9 protein-coding genes, 1 pseudogene and 1 riboswitch are annotated in these 20,349 nt (G+C 38.1%); of the genes and pseudogenes, 6 read left to right on the forward strand and 4 right to left on the reverse strand.

What is annotated here, in order from left to right:
• The 4 genes and pseudogenes from BFS05_RS04675 to BFS05_RS04690 all read right to left on the reverse strand — a co-directional run.
• Nucleotides 1-208, reverse strand: a pseudogene (locus tag BFS05_RS04675) (helix-turn-helix domain-containing protein); the annotation flags it as partial.
• 301 nt (nucleotides 209-509) lie between these two features.
• The gene (locus tag BFS05_RS04680) at nucleotides 510-2,216 is read right to left on the reverse strand and encodes a bifunctional hydroxymethylpyrimidine kinase/phosphomethylpyrimidine kinase (protein ID WP_103084839.1); all 1,707 of its coding nucleotides are present in this window, start codon (nucleotides 2,214-2,216) and stop codon (nucleotides 510-512) included.
• Between the two features lie 5 nt (nucleotides 2,217-2,221).
• Nucleotides 2,222-3,739, reverse strand: coding sequence for a hydroxyethylthiazole kinase (gene thiM / locus BFS05_RS04685; protein WP_103084840.1), 1,518 nt, complete (start codon nucleotides 3,737-3,739; stop codon nucleotides 2,222-2,224).
• A riboswitch (TPP riboswitch) is annotated at nucleotides 3,728-3,819 on the reverse strand. It overlaps the preceding gene by 12 nt.
• Nucleotides 3,820-3,923: 104 nt before the next feature.
• Nucleotides 3,924-4,718 carry a hypothetical protein gene (locus BFS05_RS04690; protein WP_258004257.1) on the reverse strand — a complete coding sequence of 265 codons (795 nt, stop codon included), beginning with the start codon at nucleotides 4,716-4,718 and terminating at the stop codon, nucleotides 3,924-3,926.
• Between the two features lie 456 nt (nucleotides 4,719-5,174).
• On the opposite strand from BFS05_RS04690, the gene BFS05_RS04695 reads away from it, so the two are divergent.
• From BFS05_RS04695 to BFS05_RS04720, 6 genes are all read left to right on the forward strand, one after another.
• The gene (locus BFS05_RS04695) at nucleotides 5,175-10,523 is read left to right on the forward strand and encodes a 3'-5' exonuclease (RefSeq protein ID WP_103084841.1); all 5,349 of its coding nucleotides are present in this window, start codon (nucleotides 5,175-5,177) and stop codon (nucleotides 10,521-10,523) included.
• A gap of 21 nt (nucleotides 10,524-10,544) precedes the next feature.
• Nucleotides 10,545-15,272: an ATP-dependent DNA helicase gene (locus tag BFS05_RS04700; RefSeq protein WP_103084842.1), complete on the forward strand. Its 4,728-nt coding sequence runs from the start codon at nucleotides 10,545-10,547 to the stop codon at nucleotides 15,270-15,272.
• 342 nt (nucleotides 15,273-15,614) lie between these two features.
• A complete protein-coding gene (locus BFS05_RS04705; protein ID WP_103084843.1) occupies nucleotides 15,615-16,289 on the forward strand; it encodes a GNAT family N-acetyltransferase in 675 nt (224 codons plus the stop codon).
• 185 nt (nucleotides 16,290-16,474) lie between these two features.
• Complete coding sequence (locus tag BFS05_RS04710) at nucleotides 16,475-17,851, forward strand: MFS transporter (protein ID WP_103084844.1); 1,377 nt, start codon at nucleotides 16,475-16,477, stop codon at nucleotides 17,849-17,851.
• A 46-nt stretch (nucleotides 17,852-17,897) separates the two neighbouring features.
• Nucleotides 17,898-18,269: a hypothetical protein gene (locus BFS05_RS04715; RefSeq protein ID WP_103084845.1), complete on the forward strand. Its 372-nt coding sequence runs from the start codon at nucleotides 17,898-17,900 to the stop codon at nucleotides 18,267-18,269.
• A gap of 218 nt (nucleotides 18,270-18,487) precedes the next feature.
• Nucleotides 18,488-20,317 (forward strand): ribonuclease J, encoded by a 1,830-nt coding sequence (locus BFS05_RS04720; protein WP_258004258.1) that lies wholly within the window; start codon nucleotides 18,488-18,490, stop codon nucleotides 20,315-20,317.
• Nucleotides 20,318-20,349: the final 32 nt, after the last annotated feature.

Below are 20,349 nucleotides of genomic sequence, written 5' to 3' on the forward strand. Positions count from 1 at the left end.
GCTCTTGCACGGGATCCCAATACCTATGTTTTTTAAAACGTGGTTTAAGCACTTCAAACCCGTTAGCTTCTACTAAACGCGTCCAATACGCGACAGTATGACGAAAATTATTCCTACTAACAGCGTCAGGTGTTGGTAATTCCAGATTTTGACGATATAGTTCAACACACTTCTTTTTAAACTCGTAACTATATTTACATTTTGACATGCGTTACTCCTTTGACTAGCAGTCCAGAAAAAGGGGTACATATCACACTGATAAGTAAACAAAACCAAGCAACCCTTCTTGCTTTTGTTTACCAACACGCTACCTAAGTAAACAAAACCAAGAATACTTCCCCGACTTTGTTTACTTAGAGCACTGATAAGTAAACAAAACCAAGAATACTTCCCCGACTTTGTTTACTTAGAGCACTGATAAGTCCACAAAACCAAGAACCCACTCTTACTTTTGTGGACTTACGCACCTCCTAAGTACACAAAACCAAGCAGATGGGTGTCAGCAAAATCTACCTCAACGCGCGATGAGCCTGATTGAAGAAGTTATACTCGTAAATGCATGAAGTCATATACGCTTGAGCGGCAAGAACGCGAGCCTTCGGGCCAGCTTCCTCAAAAGCGCGCTCAACGCATTCGACTGCCATCCTCACGCCTGATTCAAAATCATGAGAAGAATACATTGCAATCCAATCATGATAAGGATTTTCAGGAGTATTGTTCTTAACTAAGGCCTGTCCTACTTCTTCATACAGCCAATAGCATGGTAATACTGATGCAGCGCCGATCACGTAGTCGTCAATCATAGTAGAAGCAAGTAAGTGATTTACGTAAGCTAATGTCACTGGCGAGCAAGCCGAATCCATGCTTATATGTCTGCTTCCAAGCCAATTTCTATGCAATTGCGATTCTGCTTCTATGCATACTGCTGAGCCAGAAACCCAATGAACTCTAGCTTCGTTATCTGGCGTTTTAGCTCCAACAGCAGCCAACGCGCGAGAATAACGCTTCAAGTATTCAGAATCTTGATTTATGTAGAAAGCGAATAAGTCAGGATCAAGCGTTCCATCACCCAAAGCCTTAATGAATGGCATGTTCATAATGTTGTTATCAACATCTGCAGTAGCATCCCATAAGGCTTGAGTCCAAGGACCGCAAGGCTCTACAGTTGGCTTTCTCGGCTTGCTGTGGGCTTTTACGATTACGCTTTGCGGAGTCAATCCGTCTAAATCGTGCGCTTTCATATGTTCCCAAGGCGTTGCCGAAGAATCTAATTCCAAACGATAATTACGAGCTGCATGATTTACTGGACCGTGTCCTTTTCCAACATGCAAATCTTTACCGCGTGAAATAGCCTCGTTCAGCCATCTTGATGACCATGCTAAAGCGTTAGCTACAGTATTGTAATCTTGTAGATTTTTTCCTTCGCGTAAGGCTAATCCTATTCGGGTTGCGAGCGAAGACGATAGTGAGCATCCGGTTCCATGTGTTGTTGTTGTGTCAACTCTTGGGCAAGGAACGTGTGTTTTGTGCCCATCTGGGAATACAACAGTATTTCCGGCGTCTTTGTCTGTTAAATGACCGCCTTTAACAATAACAATCGTATTGTTTTTTGCAGCCCATTCGCTTGCTTGTGCATAAGCTTCTTCGAAATTAGATGCAGGCTGTTTATCGCATAATACTGCGAGTTCAGGTACATTTGGAGTAATAACATCCGCACAAGCTGCAAATTCGCGCATTGCGTCTTCTGCAGATTTTTCAAGCAATCTATCTCCTGAAGTTGCTACCATAACAGGATCTAACACGATAACAGGAACTGGATGATTTTTAAGCCAGTTTTTAACTAGTTTAATATATGATTCGTCTCCAAGCATGCCGATTTTAACAGCGTCAATAGTTACGTCGTCAAATACTGCTTCAAGTTGCGCTTGCAAAAACTCAGTTGGAGGAGTGTAAACTTCGCGCACGCCGCAAGTATTTTGAGCAACTAAATTCGTTGTTATGCACATTGCGTATCCGTGAGATGCCATGATTGATTTCAAATCAGCTTGAATTCCGGCTCCGCCTGTTGGATCAGTGCCTGCAATGCTTAGCACTCGTGGAATAATTGGCTCTTCTAAAGAAGGTAGGGAAGATGGCCTTAGATTCGCTTCGTACACTTGACTAACCGATTGAGTTTGAGTTGACTGATTGTTTGTCTGGACAGATTCATTATTCATTAATTTTATTCTTTCGTGATAGTATCGCGTAATTTATGTGCTTCTTCGCAAGGGTTTTCTGCGAGCATAAGAGCAGATACCACGCATAAGCCATTTACGGAAGTATTCTTAATAGGGAATACAGTGTTTTCGTTAACGCCGCCGATTCCGAGCGCGCTAATGCCGAATTCTTTAGCTTGTTTAGCAATCTTTTCTAGACCTTCAATGCCTAAAGCAGGAGCAGCGTCTGGTTTAGTGGCAGTAGGCCAAATTGGACCTATTCCAATAACATCAGGCAGTGCTACATTTTCTTTAGCGCATTCTTCATAAACGTAATTTAACTGGTCTAAGTTTTCGATAGAAAGTCCAACCATCCATTCTGCAGGAATAGATTTACGCGCTTCAATATAAGGAGTATCTGTTTGTCCAACATGTAAGTTGAATCCTAAGTTTTTAGCGCATTCTAAACGATCATTAACGAAAATAGGTACGTCTCCGCAACCGTTAGCAAGCATTTTTTCACGTAAACTTTGAGCTTTATTATTAAAAGTTTCGCTATCTGCATATTTGTCGCGCAATTGGACTACGCTCGCACCGCCTTTAACGCAATCAACTGCAATATCTTCTTCAGCTCTATCGCTCATCTTTGGGTCTGTTATGAAATATAAAGACCAGTCAACGGGGTCGAGTTCGAATTCAATATTTGTTAGTTGTATCATTTCGTCTGCGCTTAAATCCATAAGCGCATCCATCCATAATGTTCTAAATGATCCTGGGGAAGTTGAACGTTGTGCTGCCCAGGTTCCTGCTGCGGCAGCATGTACGTGTGCGGCAACTGTTGCAGCAAAAGGCTTATTTCGATTTGCTCCAACGTATGCTGCTACTAATGCACCAAGAGAGCAGCCAGTGCCGACTACTTTTGTCATTATCTCGTTTCCGCCTGAAACGCGAGCTGAGCATCCGTGGCCATAAATAGCGTCTTTTTCGCCAGAAATAGCTACTACGGATCCATAAAGTTTAACTAGCTTCTTAGCTGCTGCAACTGCCGAATCAACCGAGTCTCCAGCGTCTACGCCTTTGCCTCCGCTTTCTTCTCCAGCTAAACCTAAGATTTCTGAAGCGTTTGCACGGATTACAGCAGGTTGATTTTTAACAATTTCTCGCGCGTATTCGGTGCGAGGTGGTAATCCGCCAACTGCAACAGGGTCAAGAACCCACGGTGTATGCGCTTTTACAGCTCCGCGTATTGCAGCATCCATAGATTCTTTGTCTACTGGTCTGTATGTTCCAAGATTTATTAATACTCCAGAAGCGATTTGAGCAAATACTTCAGCTTCGTTGGCGTCTATAACCATTGCTGGAGATGCTCCTGCTGCAAGAAGAACATTTGCTGTTATTTCTTGAACAACATTATTTGTTACACAGTGTGTTAGAGGATTCTTTGCTCGCAAAGTTTCAATACATTCGCGCACGTCTTGAACGAATTGCTTGCGACGAGCATTGTTTGAGAATTCACTATTTTGATGGCACGACATAGTAGTCATGATTTTCCCTTCGCTAGTACTAACTAGATCAGGTTCAACGGGTATAATCTCAGCGCTTTTGCGCACCCCGAACCCATATTTGACTATATATGCGCGTTATGACGTTATTTGGATTTTATTTTATTAAGCTACGTATGGCATATATATAACGCTATTTTGTTCGTAACTTTTCTCGCTATACGCGTTACTTCATTTTGCGCGCGCGAATATCTTTAAGTGTTAGGAATAATTGTCCTACACCAATAAAGATAAGCGTGAAAATAACGAGTAAGTACGCGACTCCCACGCCAAGAGTTGTTGCGTTAAAAGTATCTGGTGCAAATCCAAACCATCCTGCTTTAGCTCCATAATTTAAGAAATTATAAGGAGCTTTCATAGCATGTTCTCCCCATCTTACGTTTGCGAATTCGCTTAATAATACTGAAAATGCCACGTACGCCAATGGTGGAACCGTTGCGAAAAGTATGTGTGAACGCTTTGATTTAAACAAGTAATCGTAAAGAACGAAGTCAGCTATAGCTAAAAGTGGCGTTATGAAATGAACGCAAAGGCTGCTTGCGCCGTTATTCATGTATGCTCCGATGAATCCTAGTTTGTTCGTTGGAGCGAGGAAGCATAAGTAGAGTGTGAATGTGACGGCAATAGAAATTGTCATCATGAATTTGAAAATATACCAAGCGTTAGTTTTTGTATCAATCCAATTAGAATTTTCTTTGTTTCGATTGATTACGTTTAGCGTATCCCAAATTAGTGAGCCTGCAAGAGCTACGCAAATCATAAGGTTAGAAAGATTTGTGAAGTATGAAAGTGATGGCAAGCCTTCCCATGAGGCTGCCATTCCGTAAATTGAAGCGACAATAGCGATTATGCGTATGACTGTGCGAACAGTGTAGTCGTGGGTTGTAAGAGTTTGCGTGTTTTGTTTTGTGTTTGAAGTGTTTGAAGTATTTTCCTCAACGTTTTGTAAATTTTCAGACATATTCTTTCCGTATCTCTTATTTTCGCATTAGTTCGAGCATGATTTGTGTTTGTTAAGCGAGTTTAAATCACCAACAGTAATGATTTAACTATAAAAAATCTTTTTGCGCAGTATATGATTCTTCAAAAAAGGATTGTGTTTTTTGTATGAAGTATGCAATTAAGCTTTATTAAGCTAAATATTTTGAGTTTTGAATTGTGATGTTAAGGGTAGTTAAGGGTTATTAAGGGTTGTTAAGGGTTGTTAAGGGTTGTTAAGGGTTGTTAAGGGTAGTTTAGGGTAGTTTAGGGTAGTTTGTTTAGTGATTTATTAGTTTTTGGCTATTTTTGGCGCTTTAGAGTAGTTACGAGTAGTTAAGAGTACTTAAGGGTACTTAAGAGTACTTTAGAGTAGCGAAGAGTACTTAAGTGTAGTGAATCGTATAATAATCAATAGTCTTAAACAAAGGAGTGGTATATGAATTACTTGCAAGCATTATTTGATGGTACTTTGCGCTCGCATAGCTTTTCAGATTCATCTACTCCGGATAATTCTTCAGTGCAGACTTACGAAAAACCGACTAATACGCTTCTTGTTTTTGGCGCTCCAAATACGGGTAAAACGCGATTTGCTATTAAAGCTGCTCTTGATGGCATGTCATATTATAAAGATTTTTCTCAAAATCGTGCTTATGGCCCTGTAACTGTTGTTGTGCAAAATCGTAATTCTGCAGCTCGCTATTCAAATGAAATAATTAATAAATTGGGTGCGTCTTTGCAATCCAGGCCTGTTGGAACTTTATCTGCTTTAGCTTTTCGCATTCTTTCTGCTTTATCTAATTTGAAGCATACGCAAAAGCCGCGTTTACTTAATGGAGCTGAGCAGGATTCTTTATTGCGCAGTGTGATTCATACGCATATGTTGGAAGTTGTTAGGGGAGATAATGGAAGTTGCGAAACTTGCAAACTTTTTGCGCAATATTTTAATAACTATCAGTGGAATTGCGTTGTTGTAAATTCAGACAGTCTTTCTAAAGATGCTAGAGATGTTAGAGATGCTAAAGATGAAGATTCTAGAGATTCTAAAGATTTTTCTAAGAATTTTAATAAAGATTCTAATAATGCTTCAAATACTCGTTTAGATAATGAAAATAATCAGGATCAGTCTTTAATTAACTCTGCTTTTGTGCATGAATTACGAGATATGATTGCTCGCTTGGATGAGTTATCAATAGTTTCTAGTGACGATGAATCTCGTGTTTTAGAAGAATTAACTAAAGATTATGCGAATTTATATAGTGCGGATTATATAGAAAGATTGCGCACGCAGTGGAGTTTAGCTTTTCGTTTGCGTAAGGAATATCAAGATAGACTTCGCAAAGATTATAATAATTCGGCTCGTTATGATTCTTCTGGTTTGATGATTGCTGCGTCTAAAGCTGTTAAAGAATTGGCAGATTTGCAAGATGGTTTAGCGAATATTCCAGTTATGCTTGTTGTTGACGATTTTCAGGATGTTACTTTAGGCGGCTTAGATTTTCTGAATTCTCTATCTGAAGTTGGTGTTCGCATAGTTTTAACTGCTAATCCAGATGAATCAGTGCAATCATTTAGAGGTGCTTATCCGGATTATGTGATTGAAGCTGCACGTCATGGTTTTATGCGCGCTGCTGCTGTTTCTATTGAAGATGTTTGCGATTGCGATTCGTCTGACGCTTATGATTCTGCTGATTGTGACTCTTCAGATTTAGATAATTCGACTTTTGTTTCTAATCAAATTCGCAATAATCCAATATCTCTTAAGGAATTATCGCGAAATATTGATAATTCTATAGCTTCTCTTATATCGACTGATATGCCTTTATCTAAGCGTTTGTGGAAGTATACAGCGCATGAAAGTTATGCGCATGAAAGTTATGCGCGCGAAAGTGAAGGCACCGCTAATGCTTATGGAGCTGTGTATCGTTCTGCTAGAGAAGAATTAGATACTATTATTTGGCAAATAAAGCGCGCTCATTTGGATTCTAATTGTAAGTGGAGTGATATTGCGATTATTGCTCACGATAATGCAACGGTTAGAGCTTTTGGTGAAAAATTATCTAGAGATGGCGTGCCTGTTAGGTATTCGTCTGTTAAGAAAACTCTTCGCGATGAGCCTTTTGTACAAAGCCTTTTTGCAATGATTGAATTAGCGCAATTAAGCCTTCGAGGTTTAGACGATATTTCGCATGATATCTCTGTTGGCACTCTTACTATGCGAGAAGTAGCTTCTTATGTGCGTTCTCGTTTTGTATCTATTATGAATAGTCCTCTTGTGCAAAGCGATAATCGCGATTTGTATTCGAATTCAGATAGTTTGGGGAATTCTAATAGTTTAGATAGTTCGAATAGTTTAGATAGTTCGAATTCAAAGTATTCAAAGTATTCGAATTCAGATTTTGACAGAGTAGAAATTTCTGCGTCTAATTATATTCGTGAAACACCTATGAATATTAATAGTGTTGAGATTTTAATGCGTTCTATTTCTTCTCTTCAAGCAGTTGTAAACGTGAATCATGGGGATAATAGTGAGTATGATTCTTCTCCTTTGCGCGTAATAGTCGATCAATGGCAAAAGCTTTGCGATAAAATGCATTCTTTCGCTAAGACGCAAGAAAAAAGCGATATAAATACTTCGAATTTTGAAAATTACACGATTGATAACAGTCTTATTGAAGAAAATCCTATGGGGAATAATCTAAAAGATGATTCTAAATATTCTAATTGTAATTTAGATGCGTGCTATTGGTTACTTTTATGTGAGCTTTGCGAAAGCTTAAACACGACTAAGAATAAGAATGCAAATCTTGAAGCGAATGACGAAACAGAGCTTGAAGCAGATAACAAAACAAATAACAAATATTGCATAAATAAGCGCGCTTATCGTGAAATTACTTCGCTTTCGTTATTGAGTTTATTGCACGATATGTGTCCTTCGAGCAAGAATGTTATTGCGCTTGTTCGCGCTTGCCGCATGATAAATAAGTTGGCTGAAAGCATTAAGAATAATTCTGAAATGTCAGAGCCTAAGTATGTGCTTGGTGAAGCTTGGAATATCTGTAATGTAGCAGAAAAATGGCAGATTATGTCTTTGCATCACAATGATTCTGGCCGAATTGCTAATGAGCGATTAGATATTGCTATGAGATTATTTGCGTATGTAAAAACTTTTAATATGTCTGAACAAAAAAAGTCTTCTGCTGTTTCGTATAGACCTATGACGGGCGATTTTACAGGTGCTATCAATCTTTTTATTGAACAAGTGCGAGGAATGGAAATTGAGGCTGATTCTCTTGCTAGAGTTGCTCCTTTGCCGGATGCTGTGACACTTGCTACTCCTGCAGGAGCTGCTGGGAATCGTTGGCCTTTAGTGTGGATTCCAGCAGTGCAGCAGAGGATTTGGCCAAATGTTGATTTGCGTAACACAATGTTTGGATCTGAATCTTTAGTAGATATGACTCTTAATAAGCGTATTGTTGGTATGCTTAATCAGCCTTTATCTAGGAAAAATAGTTTGGGCATGTCTGTTAACGATAAAATGGCTGTTTATACTAATGAACAACGTAGTTTCTTTGTGGCTTGTACTCGAGCGATTAAACAGTTATACATCAGTGCTGTTAGAAGTGATGATTTAGTTCCGTCTGATTTTCTGTTTAGATATATGCCTGCTCAATTTTTAAGAGAAGAAGATGGTTCTGCTATTTATACACCTATAGATCATGAGCTGGCTGCTATTGATACAGATGCTAGAGCTTTGGTATGCTTTGCGCGCGCGAAATTAATGAATGCGATTAAAAATAATGATAAGAAGAAAATCGCGGACGCTGTTTGTGCTTTGAAGTTATTAAGTGAGCACGATATTCATGCTGCAGATTTTGAAACTTGGGATTTCGTAGATAAGAGTGCGGATTTAGATAAGAGTGCGGATTCTGAAGGAAGCAAAGATTCTGCCGAAAGCAAAGATTCTAGCGATAAGGATTCTGCCGAAAGCAAAGAATCTGCCGAAAGTAAATCGTCTAATATTATTCGTCTTTCGCCTTCTAAAGTTGATGCTTTATGGAATTGCCCTGTGTGTGCGCTATTAGAAAACGAATTTAGCGGTCCGCAGAAATCAAATACGAGTACGAATTTTGGTACTTTAATACACAATACTGCTTGCTGGGCGTGTAAAGATAAAGGCCTTGATACGAGTTATTTAGAAGAAAATTATCCTCAGATTATTGCTAGAAATGGCGAGATAAGTGAGGAAGATTATCTGAAAGCTGTTAAACATATAGCTGATTCTATGCGCGAGCATTATATTGAACTTGCTAGTAATTCTTCAGTAGATGAAAATGTGCGTAATCGTTATATGGCTTTAGTTAATCAAAGAAAAGTTGATAGCGCTATTTACGATATTGCGAATTATTTTGTGGAATCTGCTAAAGGCGTTTATAGTTCAAGAAGTATTCTGAAAGATGAATTAGGCAGAGTTATTGGATACGATAATTCTAAAGATGCGTATAAGTCTAAAAGTCATTCTGATTCTCCTTATTTTGGCGTTTTAAAGCGTTCTTATAGTGAATGTCAATTGCGTGCTACTTTTGGGTTTGAAGATATAGCTCGTATTTACTACAAGACTTTAGGAGTCGATTTTAATCCTAAAAAGAAAATTGATTCGGATGGAAAATCGTTCTCATATGTGGCTTCTGAAGAGTCTAAAAAAATCGCTAATCTTCGTTCTATTATGGGATATCTTGTAGGTGGATGGCCTGTAGAAAACAATGAGAATATGCTTATTCGCATTTCAGGCCGAATGGATCGTATGGAAGTTAGAAGCGATGCGGATAGTATCGCTAGTGCTTCTGATTCTGAGCTTGCAAGTGATTCTCAGCTTGCAAATGATTCTGGGCGTGAAAATTCTGATCTTGAAAATTCTAAGAAACGTACTTCATTTGAAGATATTAAATCTCAAATATCTAGTGAAACAATACGATTAATAGATTATAAAACTGGGATTGTTCCTTCTGAAAAAGAAGTTTTTTCTGATTTGCAATTAGTTTGTTACCAGCTTGCTTTGCGTTTCTTTAGTAGAAATTGCGAGTTTGCAAAAGCTGTTTTGCAAGAATATTTCGATGAAAATGATGTGCAAAAGTTCTTGTGCTTCAATAATCGTCCTAGCGATGTTGAAAAGAATTCAGATGATTCATATGACTTAAGTGATTCAGACGATTCAGTTAATTCAGCTAATTTAGCCAATTTGGATGCTGAAGGTATTGATAAATCACTTGAATCAAGCATGTTAAATGTGTTGCGTTTGGCGCACAATCGCAGGATTTCTGAAAGTATGCTATTCCATGTAGTGAATAAAAATTATCCTGCAGAAAGCCGCAATATGGCTGAAAACATGTCTCAACCAGCGTTGTTTATGGGAGATAAATTAAATACAGAAGAAATAAATAAACGTACTGGTTTTAGTGATGTGAATCGTCTTTATGGTTTGCCGGTACTTGATGAAAATTCTAGGCCAAGCGACGTAGATGAATCTTATTGGAGTGATTTTATTAATCTTTCTCCTCAAGCTCAGTGGTCGCTTATGATGATTTCGCGCGTATTTTTTGCTGCCAGTGCAATGCTTGCTGAAAAATTTGAGCATGAACCTACGAATGAGCATGTGTTTCGTTGTAGATGTGGCACTACTTGCCCTGCGTGCGCTGGTAAAAGCGACGCTGTATATGAGATTAGGACTGCTGCTAAAGAAGCGCAGAAATTAAATATTGTACGTAATTCTTCGAATAGTGATAAGTGATATTAAGTAGGCGGAAATATAATGAGTTCACAATTATCAGATAATGAATTGCAGGGATTGCAGGGATTGCAAGGCTTGCAGGTATCACAGGGATTGCAAGGCTCGCAGGTATCGCAGGTATCGCAAGGCTCACAGCTTCAGCCGGGTAATAATAGTCAAAAAATTGTTTTTAGCGATGAACAAGCAAAAGTTATAAAATCTTCCGCGAACAATCACATTCTTGTTGTTGCTGGAGCTGGAAGCGGTAAGACTTTCACTATGACTCAGCGCGTGATAGAGCTTATAAATCAAGGTGTTGCGCCGGAGTCAATTCTCGGTCTTACTTTCACGAATAAAGCTGCTGCCGAATTGTTATCTCGCGTTTCTGCTGCTGTAAGTAAATCGTCTTCAAATATATTTTTGAAGCCTGAAGTTATGACTTATGATGCATTCTTCCAATCGATTGTGCGCAAATATGGTGTTCTAATCGGATTCAGTCAGAATGCTATGCCTTTAAGCGATGCTGGAGCGTACGAATTAGTTAAATCAGTTGTCGGCGATTATATAGACGAGCATAGTGGCACATGGAATTTGTATTCTGATGATTGTGTTATTTCGTTATATGGTTTTAAGACTTTATGCAAGGATGTTCTAAGTCTTTATTCAGATATAGCTTGCTCTATGATTGGCGTCGATGCTGAGAATAATGTTTGCGATAGTGTTCCTCAAGCTGTTAGTAAAATTCGACGCTGGAATAAAGATTTTCTGGAATTTATGGACGGAATTGTTGCTAATAAAACGTTGGGTGAACATAAAGATTCTGCTCCTGCAATTCGTAAGTATAGTAAAGCTAAAAATAAGTCAGTTGATGAGAAAAATAAGATTTTTAAAAGGTATTGTGAAAATTTTGAGCAGTATTGGGATAATGCTTGCGTTGAAGAGTCTATGAATCTTGTTACGGCTGCTAAAAAGCGCAATATTTTGCTTGATTTGGTTTTGGCCTTTGACAAGGCTAAGCGTAAAGCTAATATGGCGCAATTTAGTGATTTTACGATTGCTGCTTATAGATTAGTGACTAAGTTTCCTTCAATTGCGATTCAATATAGAGAGCAGTATAAGCAAGTTTTGTTAGATGAGTATCAAGATACTTCTACTACGCAAGCAATGCTTATAAATAAACTGTTTAATTATGATGATCCTGATTATGATGATTCCGAAATAAAGCGTGATCCTAATGCGCGTAAAACAAATACTTACATTACTGCTGTCGGTGATCCTTTCCAAGCTATTTATGGATTCCGAGGAGCAAGTTCTGGGGCTTTTGTATCTTTTAAGAATTCTTTCAATAGTGCTAAAGATGTCGATTTAAGCGAATGTTCTCTTACTACTACTAGAAGAAATGCTCGTCTTATTCTCAATCTCGCTAATGATTTAACAAAACCGATGCGCGAATCTATGTTTAAAAATAGAAGTAGCGTTGAAGATTGTGAAGTTGATGTAGAAGTTTTGAAAGCTATGGATAATGCTACTTCTGGAACAGTTGCAGCTGTAGTAATGCCTACTAAATATCAGGAAATCGAAGCAGTAGTTCGTTTTGCTAAGCTGTTTTCTAATCCTGATCTTACGCCTTTGCCGGGGGATGAAAATCGCAATCCTTTAAAGCCTAGAGTTGCAATATTATTTAGAAGCAAATTATCTATGCCTTTATACGCAGATGCTTTACGAGAAGCTGGTCTAAAAGTTAGCGTTGTTGGATGTTCTTCTGTAAAAAATGATCCAGCTGTAAAAGATGTGCTCGCGTTATTAAATATTGTTAATGATCACAGTCGTTCGTCAGATCTTATGAGATTACTTGCTACTGCAAGGTTTGCTCTATCTGCAGAAGATTTAAAAACTATTGCATCAATTGCTGACGAAGCGAATGCAAAATATCAATATGATATTTATGTGCAAGCAGGACTGTTACCATCTGGTCTTAGCGGATTAGAAATGATGAGAGCTGTTACAAGCCAAAGAAATGGTGTGAATAGTGGTTCTGCTTCGCAAACAAGCTCATCTACATCTGCTGTAAACGTTGATAACGGCGTATTTTTAGCAGATATACTTATGTCTGATTTAGATGAGAATACTCGTGAATTAAAAAATAGATTAAGCAAACACGGTTATGAAGCTGTAAGAAGAGTTAGTGAAATATTAAAAACCGTTAGTTGCAGGTGTAATGATTCTTTAAATGACGTTATGCGAGCTGCTGTTGAGGCTTTAAATGTAGATATTGATTCAGGCGTTGCTGCATGCGTTAATGATAATTCGCTTGATCGTCAAAAAATATTAAAAGCTATGCATGGAGCTTTAGATTCCTTAAATTCAGTTGTTTCTACTTATATTCAAGAAATGAGTGAGTGGCAGAGTCCTTCTCTTAAAGGTCTTATGTCTTGGATTGATGCAACTGAAGACTTTGATTCTGTTGATTCTTCGGAAGAAGAAGATGCTCAAGTAATTATGATGACAGTTCATCAGTCTAAAGGCTTGCAATGGCCAGCTGTTGCGGTTGTTGGATTGAATGCAACGAGATTCCCTAGTAGTCAGGGGGATAGTCTTCGTTTTTCTGTAGATTCCGACGACGACAGTGATTATATAGATAAGCTCAGTGGTAAAAGTGATTTGGCGGATTCTAGCGATTCTGGGGATTCTGGGGATTCGTCTGATTCTAGCTCTTCAGATGATTGCGTAAAGAATAAATCTGAAATTTCTATTACTGCTAATGTCCCAATCGAATACGCATCTTGTGTTCCAATTCCTTTAAGAGTTGATTCGCATAATTTACCTCATTTCCCGCATGATGCTAGTTTGCAAGAAAGCATGCATCCAAAAGAGGCTTTAAAGTCTTACGATTGCGTAGAAAAAATTTATGACGAGATGAAAAGGGATCGTTATAATTCCTTGCGCGATTTCGCTGAATCCGTGTATGAAAGCGATACTATGCCTAGTGAAGTTGATCCTGATCAATTTTTGTCTGAGCAAACTAAAGAAATATATTCTAATAGTCTTAATTTGAAAAATAATAATGCTTTTACTCAATCTGAAGAGCGCGGAAATCAATTGCATATGGAAGAAAGGCATTTGCTTTATGTTGCTATGACTCGTGCTCAATTCGCTACGATGTTAAGTTGCGCTCGCACAGCTAAAATGGCTACAGATGACGTAAAACGTGATATGAAAATGTCTATTTTCATGAAAGAAGCATTGAAATCGCTTTGTGAGATGAATGCTGATTGCGTTTATATGAAAGCTGCTGGAGAAAGCTCTGTTCAAAATAAAGCTGCTGGAGAAAGCTCGGCTGGAGATAGTCTTTCTAAAGATAGTTCTGTTGAAAATAAATCTGATAAAGAAAGCTCGGATAAAGAAAGCTCGTCTGAAGAAAGTAATAAAAATGTTACTTTTGGAGTCGCGTTAGGCGAGTATGCGCATGAATTGGCACAAGCTTTAGAAGAAAAGACGAATCAGCCTTCTTCTCTGGGAAATGTTGTACTTCCTTGGCCTATTACTTTGAGTGAGGATTTAGAAAACACTTTGAAAGAATCTGTTCGCTTTATGAAAAATGGCGATATTTGTGCTCAAAGTGAAGATGCGAATGAAGATGCAAATGAAGATACGAATGTGGATACAAATTCATCTGATTCGCTTAACTCTAAAAATGCCGATAGCGATGTTGATGACTCTTTGACTTCGCGCGCGCGGATATTTGTTAACGATTCAGATTTAATGCCTAAAGCTTATAAATCTAGCGAAGATATTATGAAAGACGCAGCTCAAAAAGCGCGTAATTACGCTAGTTATGCTAATTCTGGTACAACAAGTATAACTACTATGCAACGTAGTGCTAAGCTTCACGATACTTATAAAGATACTGTAGAAGATAGTAAAGTTTCTAAAATTAACAATAGGAGTATGCGTAAAGCTTTAATGGCTTGGATACGCCCTATACCTTCTGTTGCAACTTTAAGTTCAGATTTAGGCACGCAATTTCACGCTTGGGCTGAAGATTTTGTTAATGCTGGTAATTTGATTGAAAGTAATGTTTTATCGAATGATTTTTCAATTGATGATGTTTTTGAATTAAATGATTCAAGAATTGATCGTCAACTTGCTGCACTTTCAGGGATTTCGTCTAAATTAGAAGTAAGTTCTTTAGCTCAAAGAGGTAATCTTACTTCTGCTCAGCAAAATTTGGCTAATTCTTTGGGTGATGCTTCGAGAAATGATGGCGTTTCAATCGATAATAGTGTTTCAATCGCAAGTAAAAGCACTGAAGATTTATTGCTTTTATGGAAGCGCAGATTAGTGCAATCTAGATGGTCTAAGCGAGTTTCATTAGCTGCAGAATTGCCTATTTCGTTTGCAATTGGGGCTAATAATGCGAACGGAAATAATTCGAACGGATCAAATGATTCTAGTAGTGAAGATAAGCGTGTTTTAAATGGCGTTTTAGATGCTGTTTTTATTGGAGGATTAGACTCTAAAGATTCATCTAAGCGTTTCACGATAGTGGATTGGAAAACTGGCAAAAAACCTGTTGAGCCATTGGAAATTCAAAGAAAATTGGTTCAGCTTGATTGGTATCGTTTAATGCTTTCAGCCGTTACTGGAGTGAATCTTGATTCTATTGACGCTACGCTTTATTACGTGAGCGAGGAAAATGAAGAATCTCGAGAAATTCATGCTTCAATGAAAAACGAGCAGCAGATTCGCTCTGAATTAGGCTTAGAATAGGCTTTTTCGTTATGTGAATATTGAAAATATATGATTCATATTGGGTGTTTGGTACTCTTAGATATAGCTGACGATAGTTATAAAATAAGATGTGTAATCAGCAAAATGTATGAATAATATGTAAATATGCATAAAAATGTGTAAGAAAGTCTATCTTTTGGTCAAAATTTTATGCATAATTAAATTGTATTCATAACAAATAATTAGCCTGTAAGTATTTGTGCATTACGTATGTCATGTGTATTTCATGTCTATGCCGTGTATATTTCATATGCATAGGAGATACGCGTATTGTGCATTGCATATTTAGCATTAATAGTGTTAAAAAGTTGAGGATGTAAAATGGCTGTTGAATTTCGCCCGATGGGTTTGGGTGATATCGATGCTGTAGTAGACGAATATGAGCGTACGTGGGGTATAGCTAAAGTTGTTGGATCGGAAGCGTCGTTGGAGCTTTCTCGCAGATTTGTATTGCATTATTTAGCGCCTTCTACGTATAGCGTTATGGCATATGATGATGATAAATTATTAGGCTTATTATTAACTCGCGTTTTTGGTGATGAATTACTTTTCCCAGAAGTTTCAAATATGTTGGAAAAGCAAGAATCTCTTATGAAGAATGCCAAAGATGATAGGTATTTAAACGCTTTAGCTGGAGCTGAAACAATGCGTGAGATCGAAATTAAGTTGGAAGCTAGATCTCATATTAACGATTTAACTCAAGCTGAATTAGAGCTTTTCGTAGTATCGCCTGATTCTCGAGGAAAGGGAGTTGGCGCAGGATTGTGGTCTAAGACTATGAGCCATTTGCGTCATCGCGGAGTGAATCGTTATTATTTGCATACCGATACTGCTTGCGATGTGAGTTTTTATGATTATTATGGCTTGAGAAGAGACGCTGAATGGATGCATCAAGATCATCCTAAAGAAGCTGAATGCGTTAAAAATTTGGTAAGTGATTTATTTATTTATTCAGGTGAGCCGTTAATTAAATCTTCTCATTCTCATAAGCGTTGAAAGATTAAATAACAAACGAATAGTAAATAACAAACGAATAGTAAATAACAAACGAATAACAAACAATAAACAGTAAATAAATTACGGGATTTAAATAATTTAAGGATATTTATCTTAAAATCGATATTTATCTTTAAATTAAGTTATCTTTTATCTACTTATTGTTGCTACTGGGAGTTGAATGTATGACATCGTCAACATTGAATAAGAAACCTGCAGCGAAAGCAAAATATGCGCGTCTTTTTGCGTATAGAGGGGTTAAATCATTTTGCTTGTCAGGTGCTCTTGCTCGATTGCCAATGTCTATGATGGGCTTGGGAATAGTACTTGCTATAAATAATCTTTACAATAATTGGACTGTTGCTGGAGCAATGGCGGCCGCATATGTGTTGGCGCAAGCTGCGGTAACGCCTTTATATGCAAAGCTTTTTGATAGATTTGGCCAAAAGAAAATTGGTACTGTAGCTCTAACAATTCAAGTAATTGCAATGCTTGCATTTGCTACAGCTGTGCTTTTCCACGTATCTTTAACTTTATTGTTTGCGCTCGCAATAATTATGGGTGTTACGCAATTTGCTTTTGGTGCGCTTGTGCGTACTAGATGGGCTTATACTTTGCGTTCTGAAAAAGACGATTCTTTGCTCAATACTGCGTATGCTCTCGAATCTGGAATTGACGAAATAGTATTTATTTTCGGACCTATTCTTTCAGCATGGTTAGCAACATCTGTTCACCCAGTATCGCAATTATTTGTGCCAGTTTTTGCTAGCGGAATTGGCGGCACTTGGTTCTTCTCTTTGCGTAATACTCAACCTGCTGTTATGGAAGTTGTTGAAGTGGAATCTGCTTCTTCAAATGATATTGATGTACGTGATGCTGTTAGGGACGTTAGGGATAAAAAATATAACGCTGGTTTGCTTGACAAGCTGACTTTGAAGCAATTGCGTACGTCTAAACCTAGAAAAAAGTCAAAAAACGTGCTGCTTTATCGAGGTATTATACCTTTGCTAATTATGTTTTTGATTTTTAACATGAGCTTTAGCGCTTTTGATCTTTCAGTTACTGCAGCTTTGAAAGCTCAAGGTTTAGAAAATCATATCGGCATGCAGTTAGCATTATTTGCTTGCGGTTCTCTTGTTGGCGCAATGATTTTTGGCTCGCATAAATTCCGCGGATCTAATTGGTCTCATTTAATAGTATTCCTTATTTTCCTTACACTTGGATACGTTCTTATGAGTATTAATCTGGATCGTTTAATCGTGTTAAGTATTTTCGAAGTACTTTCAGGTTTATGTGTTTCGCCAATTTTCGCTACAGCTAATTTAATTGTTAAAGCGACAGTTCCAGAATATTCTCTTACTGAAGGTCTTTCTTGGCTTCCTACGGCTTCTGCTATCGGATCTTCCCTGGGATCTATGGCTGCAGGTGCAGTTATTGACGCATGGAATGTGCATGTTGGTATGTCTGTTCCTTGGGTTGCAACGCTTATAGCGATTCCGTTTGCTGTTTTAGGATGGTTTATTGTGATAATTCTTGGTAAAAGGCGAATACAAGTTGTATGATTAGAACAAAAGTACATGTACTGTTTTAAGAAGCAGGGGGAATGTTATGTTTGGAATTGAAGAAATTGTTTCTGGAAAATTAGTTGAAGCTAGTAAAGTAGCACAAGCTTCTTTGCCTATAACTGGTGCTGCAATTTTGCGTATTCTTATTTTCGCTCTTGTTGTAGCTGTTATCGGTATTTTAATTGCTATCATAAATTTCGTTGTTAAAACTATCAGAAATAAGAAGATGAGCAATAGTAATCCTGAAGCTGTGGAAGGTGAATCTGAAGTTGCCGATGCTGCTTCTGAGGAATCTGAAGCTTCTGAAGGATCTGAAACTGGTGAAACTGAATCTTCTGAGTCTGCAGAATCTTTCGAGTCTGATGTAGACGAAACCGAAGTATTCCACGAAGATCCAGATAGCGAAGAAAAGTAAATAATGTTATACAATGCTTTGCAATTAATAACTGGTACGCATGTATTAGGAGCCATGGGTGTAGCTATATTTGCGGCAGTTGTTTTACTCGCAATTCTTTTTGTAATTGCGTTGATTGTTGTTATAATACTAATCTTGCGTTCACGATAAGCGTATTTAAAAGTATTTGTATAGATATAACCAATTAATAATAATTTAAGAAAAGTACGAGTAAGTTAGTGAAAAAAGATAAAGAAATAATAGAGCGTGAGGAATCTAAAGCAGGTAAAGCAGAATCTCGTAAAAACGTTAAAACTTCGCGTGCTAATATTCTTCCACCTGTTGTAAATGATCAGCGTGAAGGCGAATTAGTGCTTCCTCCAAAGTATCGCAAAGGTTCTATGCGTATAGTTCCATTAGGCGGACTTGGTGAAATTGGCCGTAACATGAATGTAGTTGAATATAACGGTCATATTCTTCTTATAGATTGCGGAGTTTTATTCCCAGAAGAAGAACAGCCTGGTGTGGATTTAATTCTGCCTGATTTCCACTATATACAAAATCGTTTAGATAAAGTTGAAGCTTTAGTTTTAACTCACGGACACGAAGACCATATTGGTGGCGTTCCTTATTTATTGAGGATGCGTCCTGATATTCCTCTTATTGGATCCAAACTCACTTTGGCTTTTGTTGAAGCTAAATGTAAGGAACATAAGATTGATCCTAAGATGATTCAAGTAGAAGGCAGAGAAAAGCTTAAGGTTGGGCCTTTCAACTTGGAATTCATCAATGTTACGCACTCTATACCAGACGCTCTTGCTGTGTGTGTTAAAACTCCTGCTGGAACGATTATTGATACTGGAGATATTAAGTTAGATCAGCTTCCGCTAGATCATCGTATTACTGATTTAGTTGAGTTTGGGCGTTTAGGTGAGCAGGGTATTGACTTGCTTATGGCTGATTCTACTAATGCTGAAGTTCCAGGTTTTGTGAAGCCTGAAACCACTATTGGTCCTGCTTTGGATCGAGCTTTTTCTGAAGCAACTCGAAAGATTATCGTTGCAAGCTTCTCTAGCCACGTGCATCGCGTACAGCAAGTAGTGGATGCAGCTCATAAGTTTGGTCGTAAAGTTGTTTTTGTTGGCCGTTCTATGATTCGCAATATGTCTATTGCAGCTGATTTGGGGTATTTGCATATTCCAGAAAATACTGTTGTAGATTTAAAGCAAGCTAAAGATATACAAGACGATAAGTTAGTGTATATGTGCACCGGTTCTCAAGGCGAACCTATGGCTGCGCTTGGGCGAATTGCAGATGGGAATCACAAGGATATCACTGTTAACGAATTCGATACTGTGATTCTTGCAAGCTCGCTTATCCCTGGTAATGAGCATGAAGTTTATAAGGTTATTAACAAGCTTGTTCAAATGGGTGCGCGAGTTATAAACAAAGATAATGCTGCTATTCATGTTTCTGGACATTGCAATGAAGGCGAGCTTCTGTATTTGTACAACATTGTGAAGCCAAAATGCGCTATGCCAATTCACGGCGAGCACAGACATCTTGTTGCTAATGGCTTAATTGCTGTTAAAACTGGTGTTGATCCTCAAAATGTTGTTTTAGCTGAAGACGGTGATGTTGTTGATTTGTATCACGGTCGCGCTGCTGTAGTTGGATCAGTTCCTTGCGGTTATGTGTATGTTGACGGCGATTCTGTGGGTGAGCTTACAGATGAAGAGCTTGAAAAGCGTAGGATTTTGGGCACAGAAGGATTCGTTTCGAGCTTTGTTGTAGTTGATACTGATAGCTGCGATGTTGTAACTGGTCCGAAGATTTTCGTTAACGCTATGGCTGAAGATGAGTCTGATTTTGATAAGATTCGCCATCAAATTGTTCAGCAATTAGAAGATGCAATGATGAACGGCGAGCGTGATACTTATAAGCTTCAGCAGATTATGCGCAGAGTACTTGGCACGTGGATTGCGCGCACTTTGCGCAGACGTCCTATGATTGTGCCTGTTGTTGCGGATGTTGCATTTGAAAGCTTAAAGGATTCGTTTATTAAGTAGTAGCTAGATATAAGTATCAACTAGATATTAAA

The sequence above is a fragment of the Gardnerella coleohominis genome (assembly GCF_002896555.1).
Classification (GTDB): Bacteria; Actinomycetota; Actinomycetes; order Actinomycetales; family Bifidobacteriaceae; genus Bifidobacterium; species Bifidobacterium vaginale_F.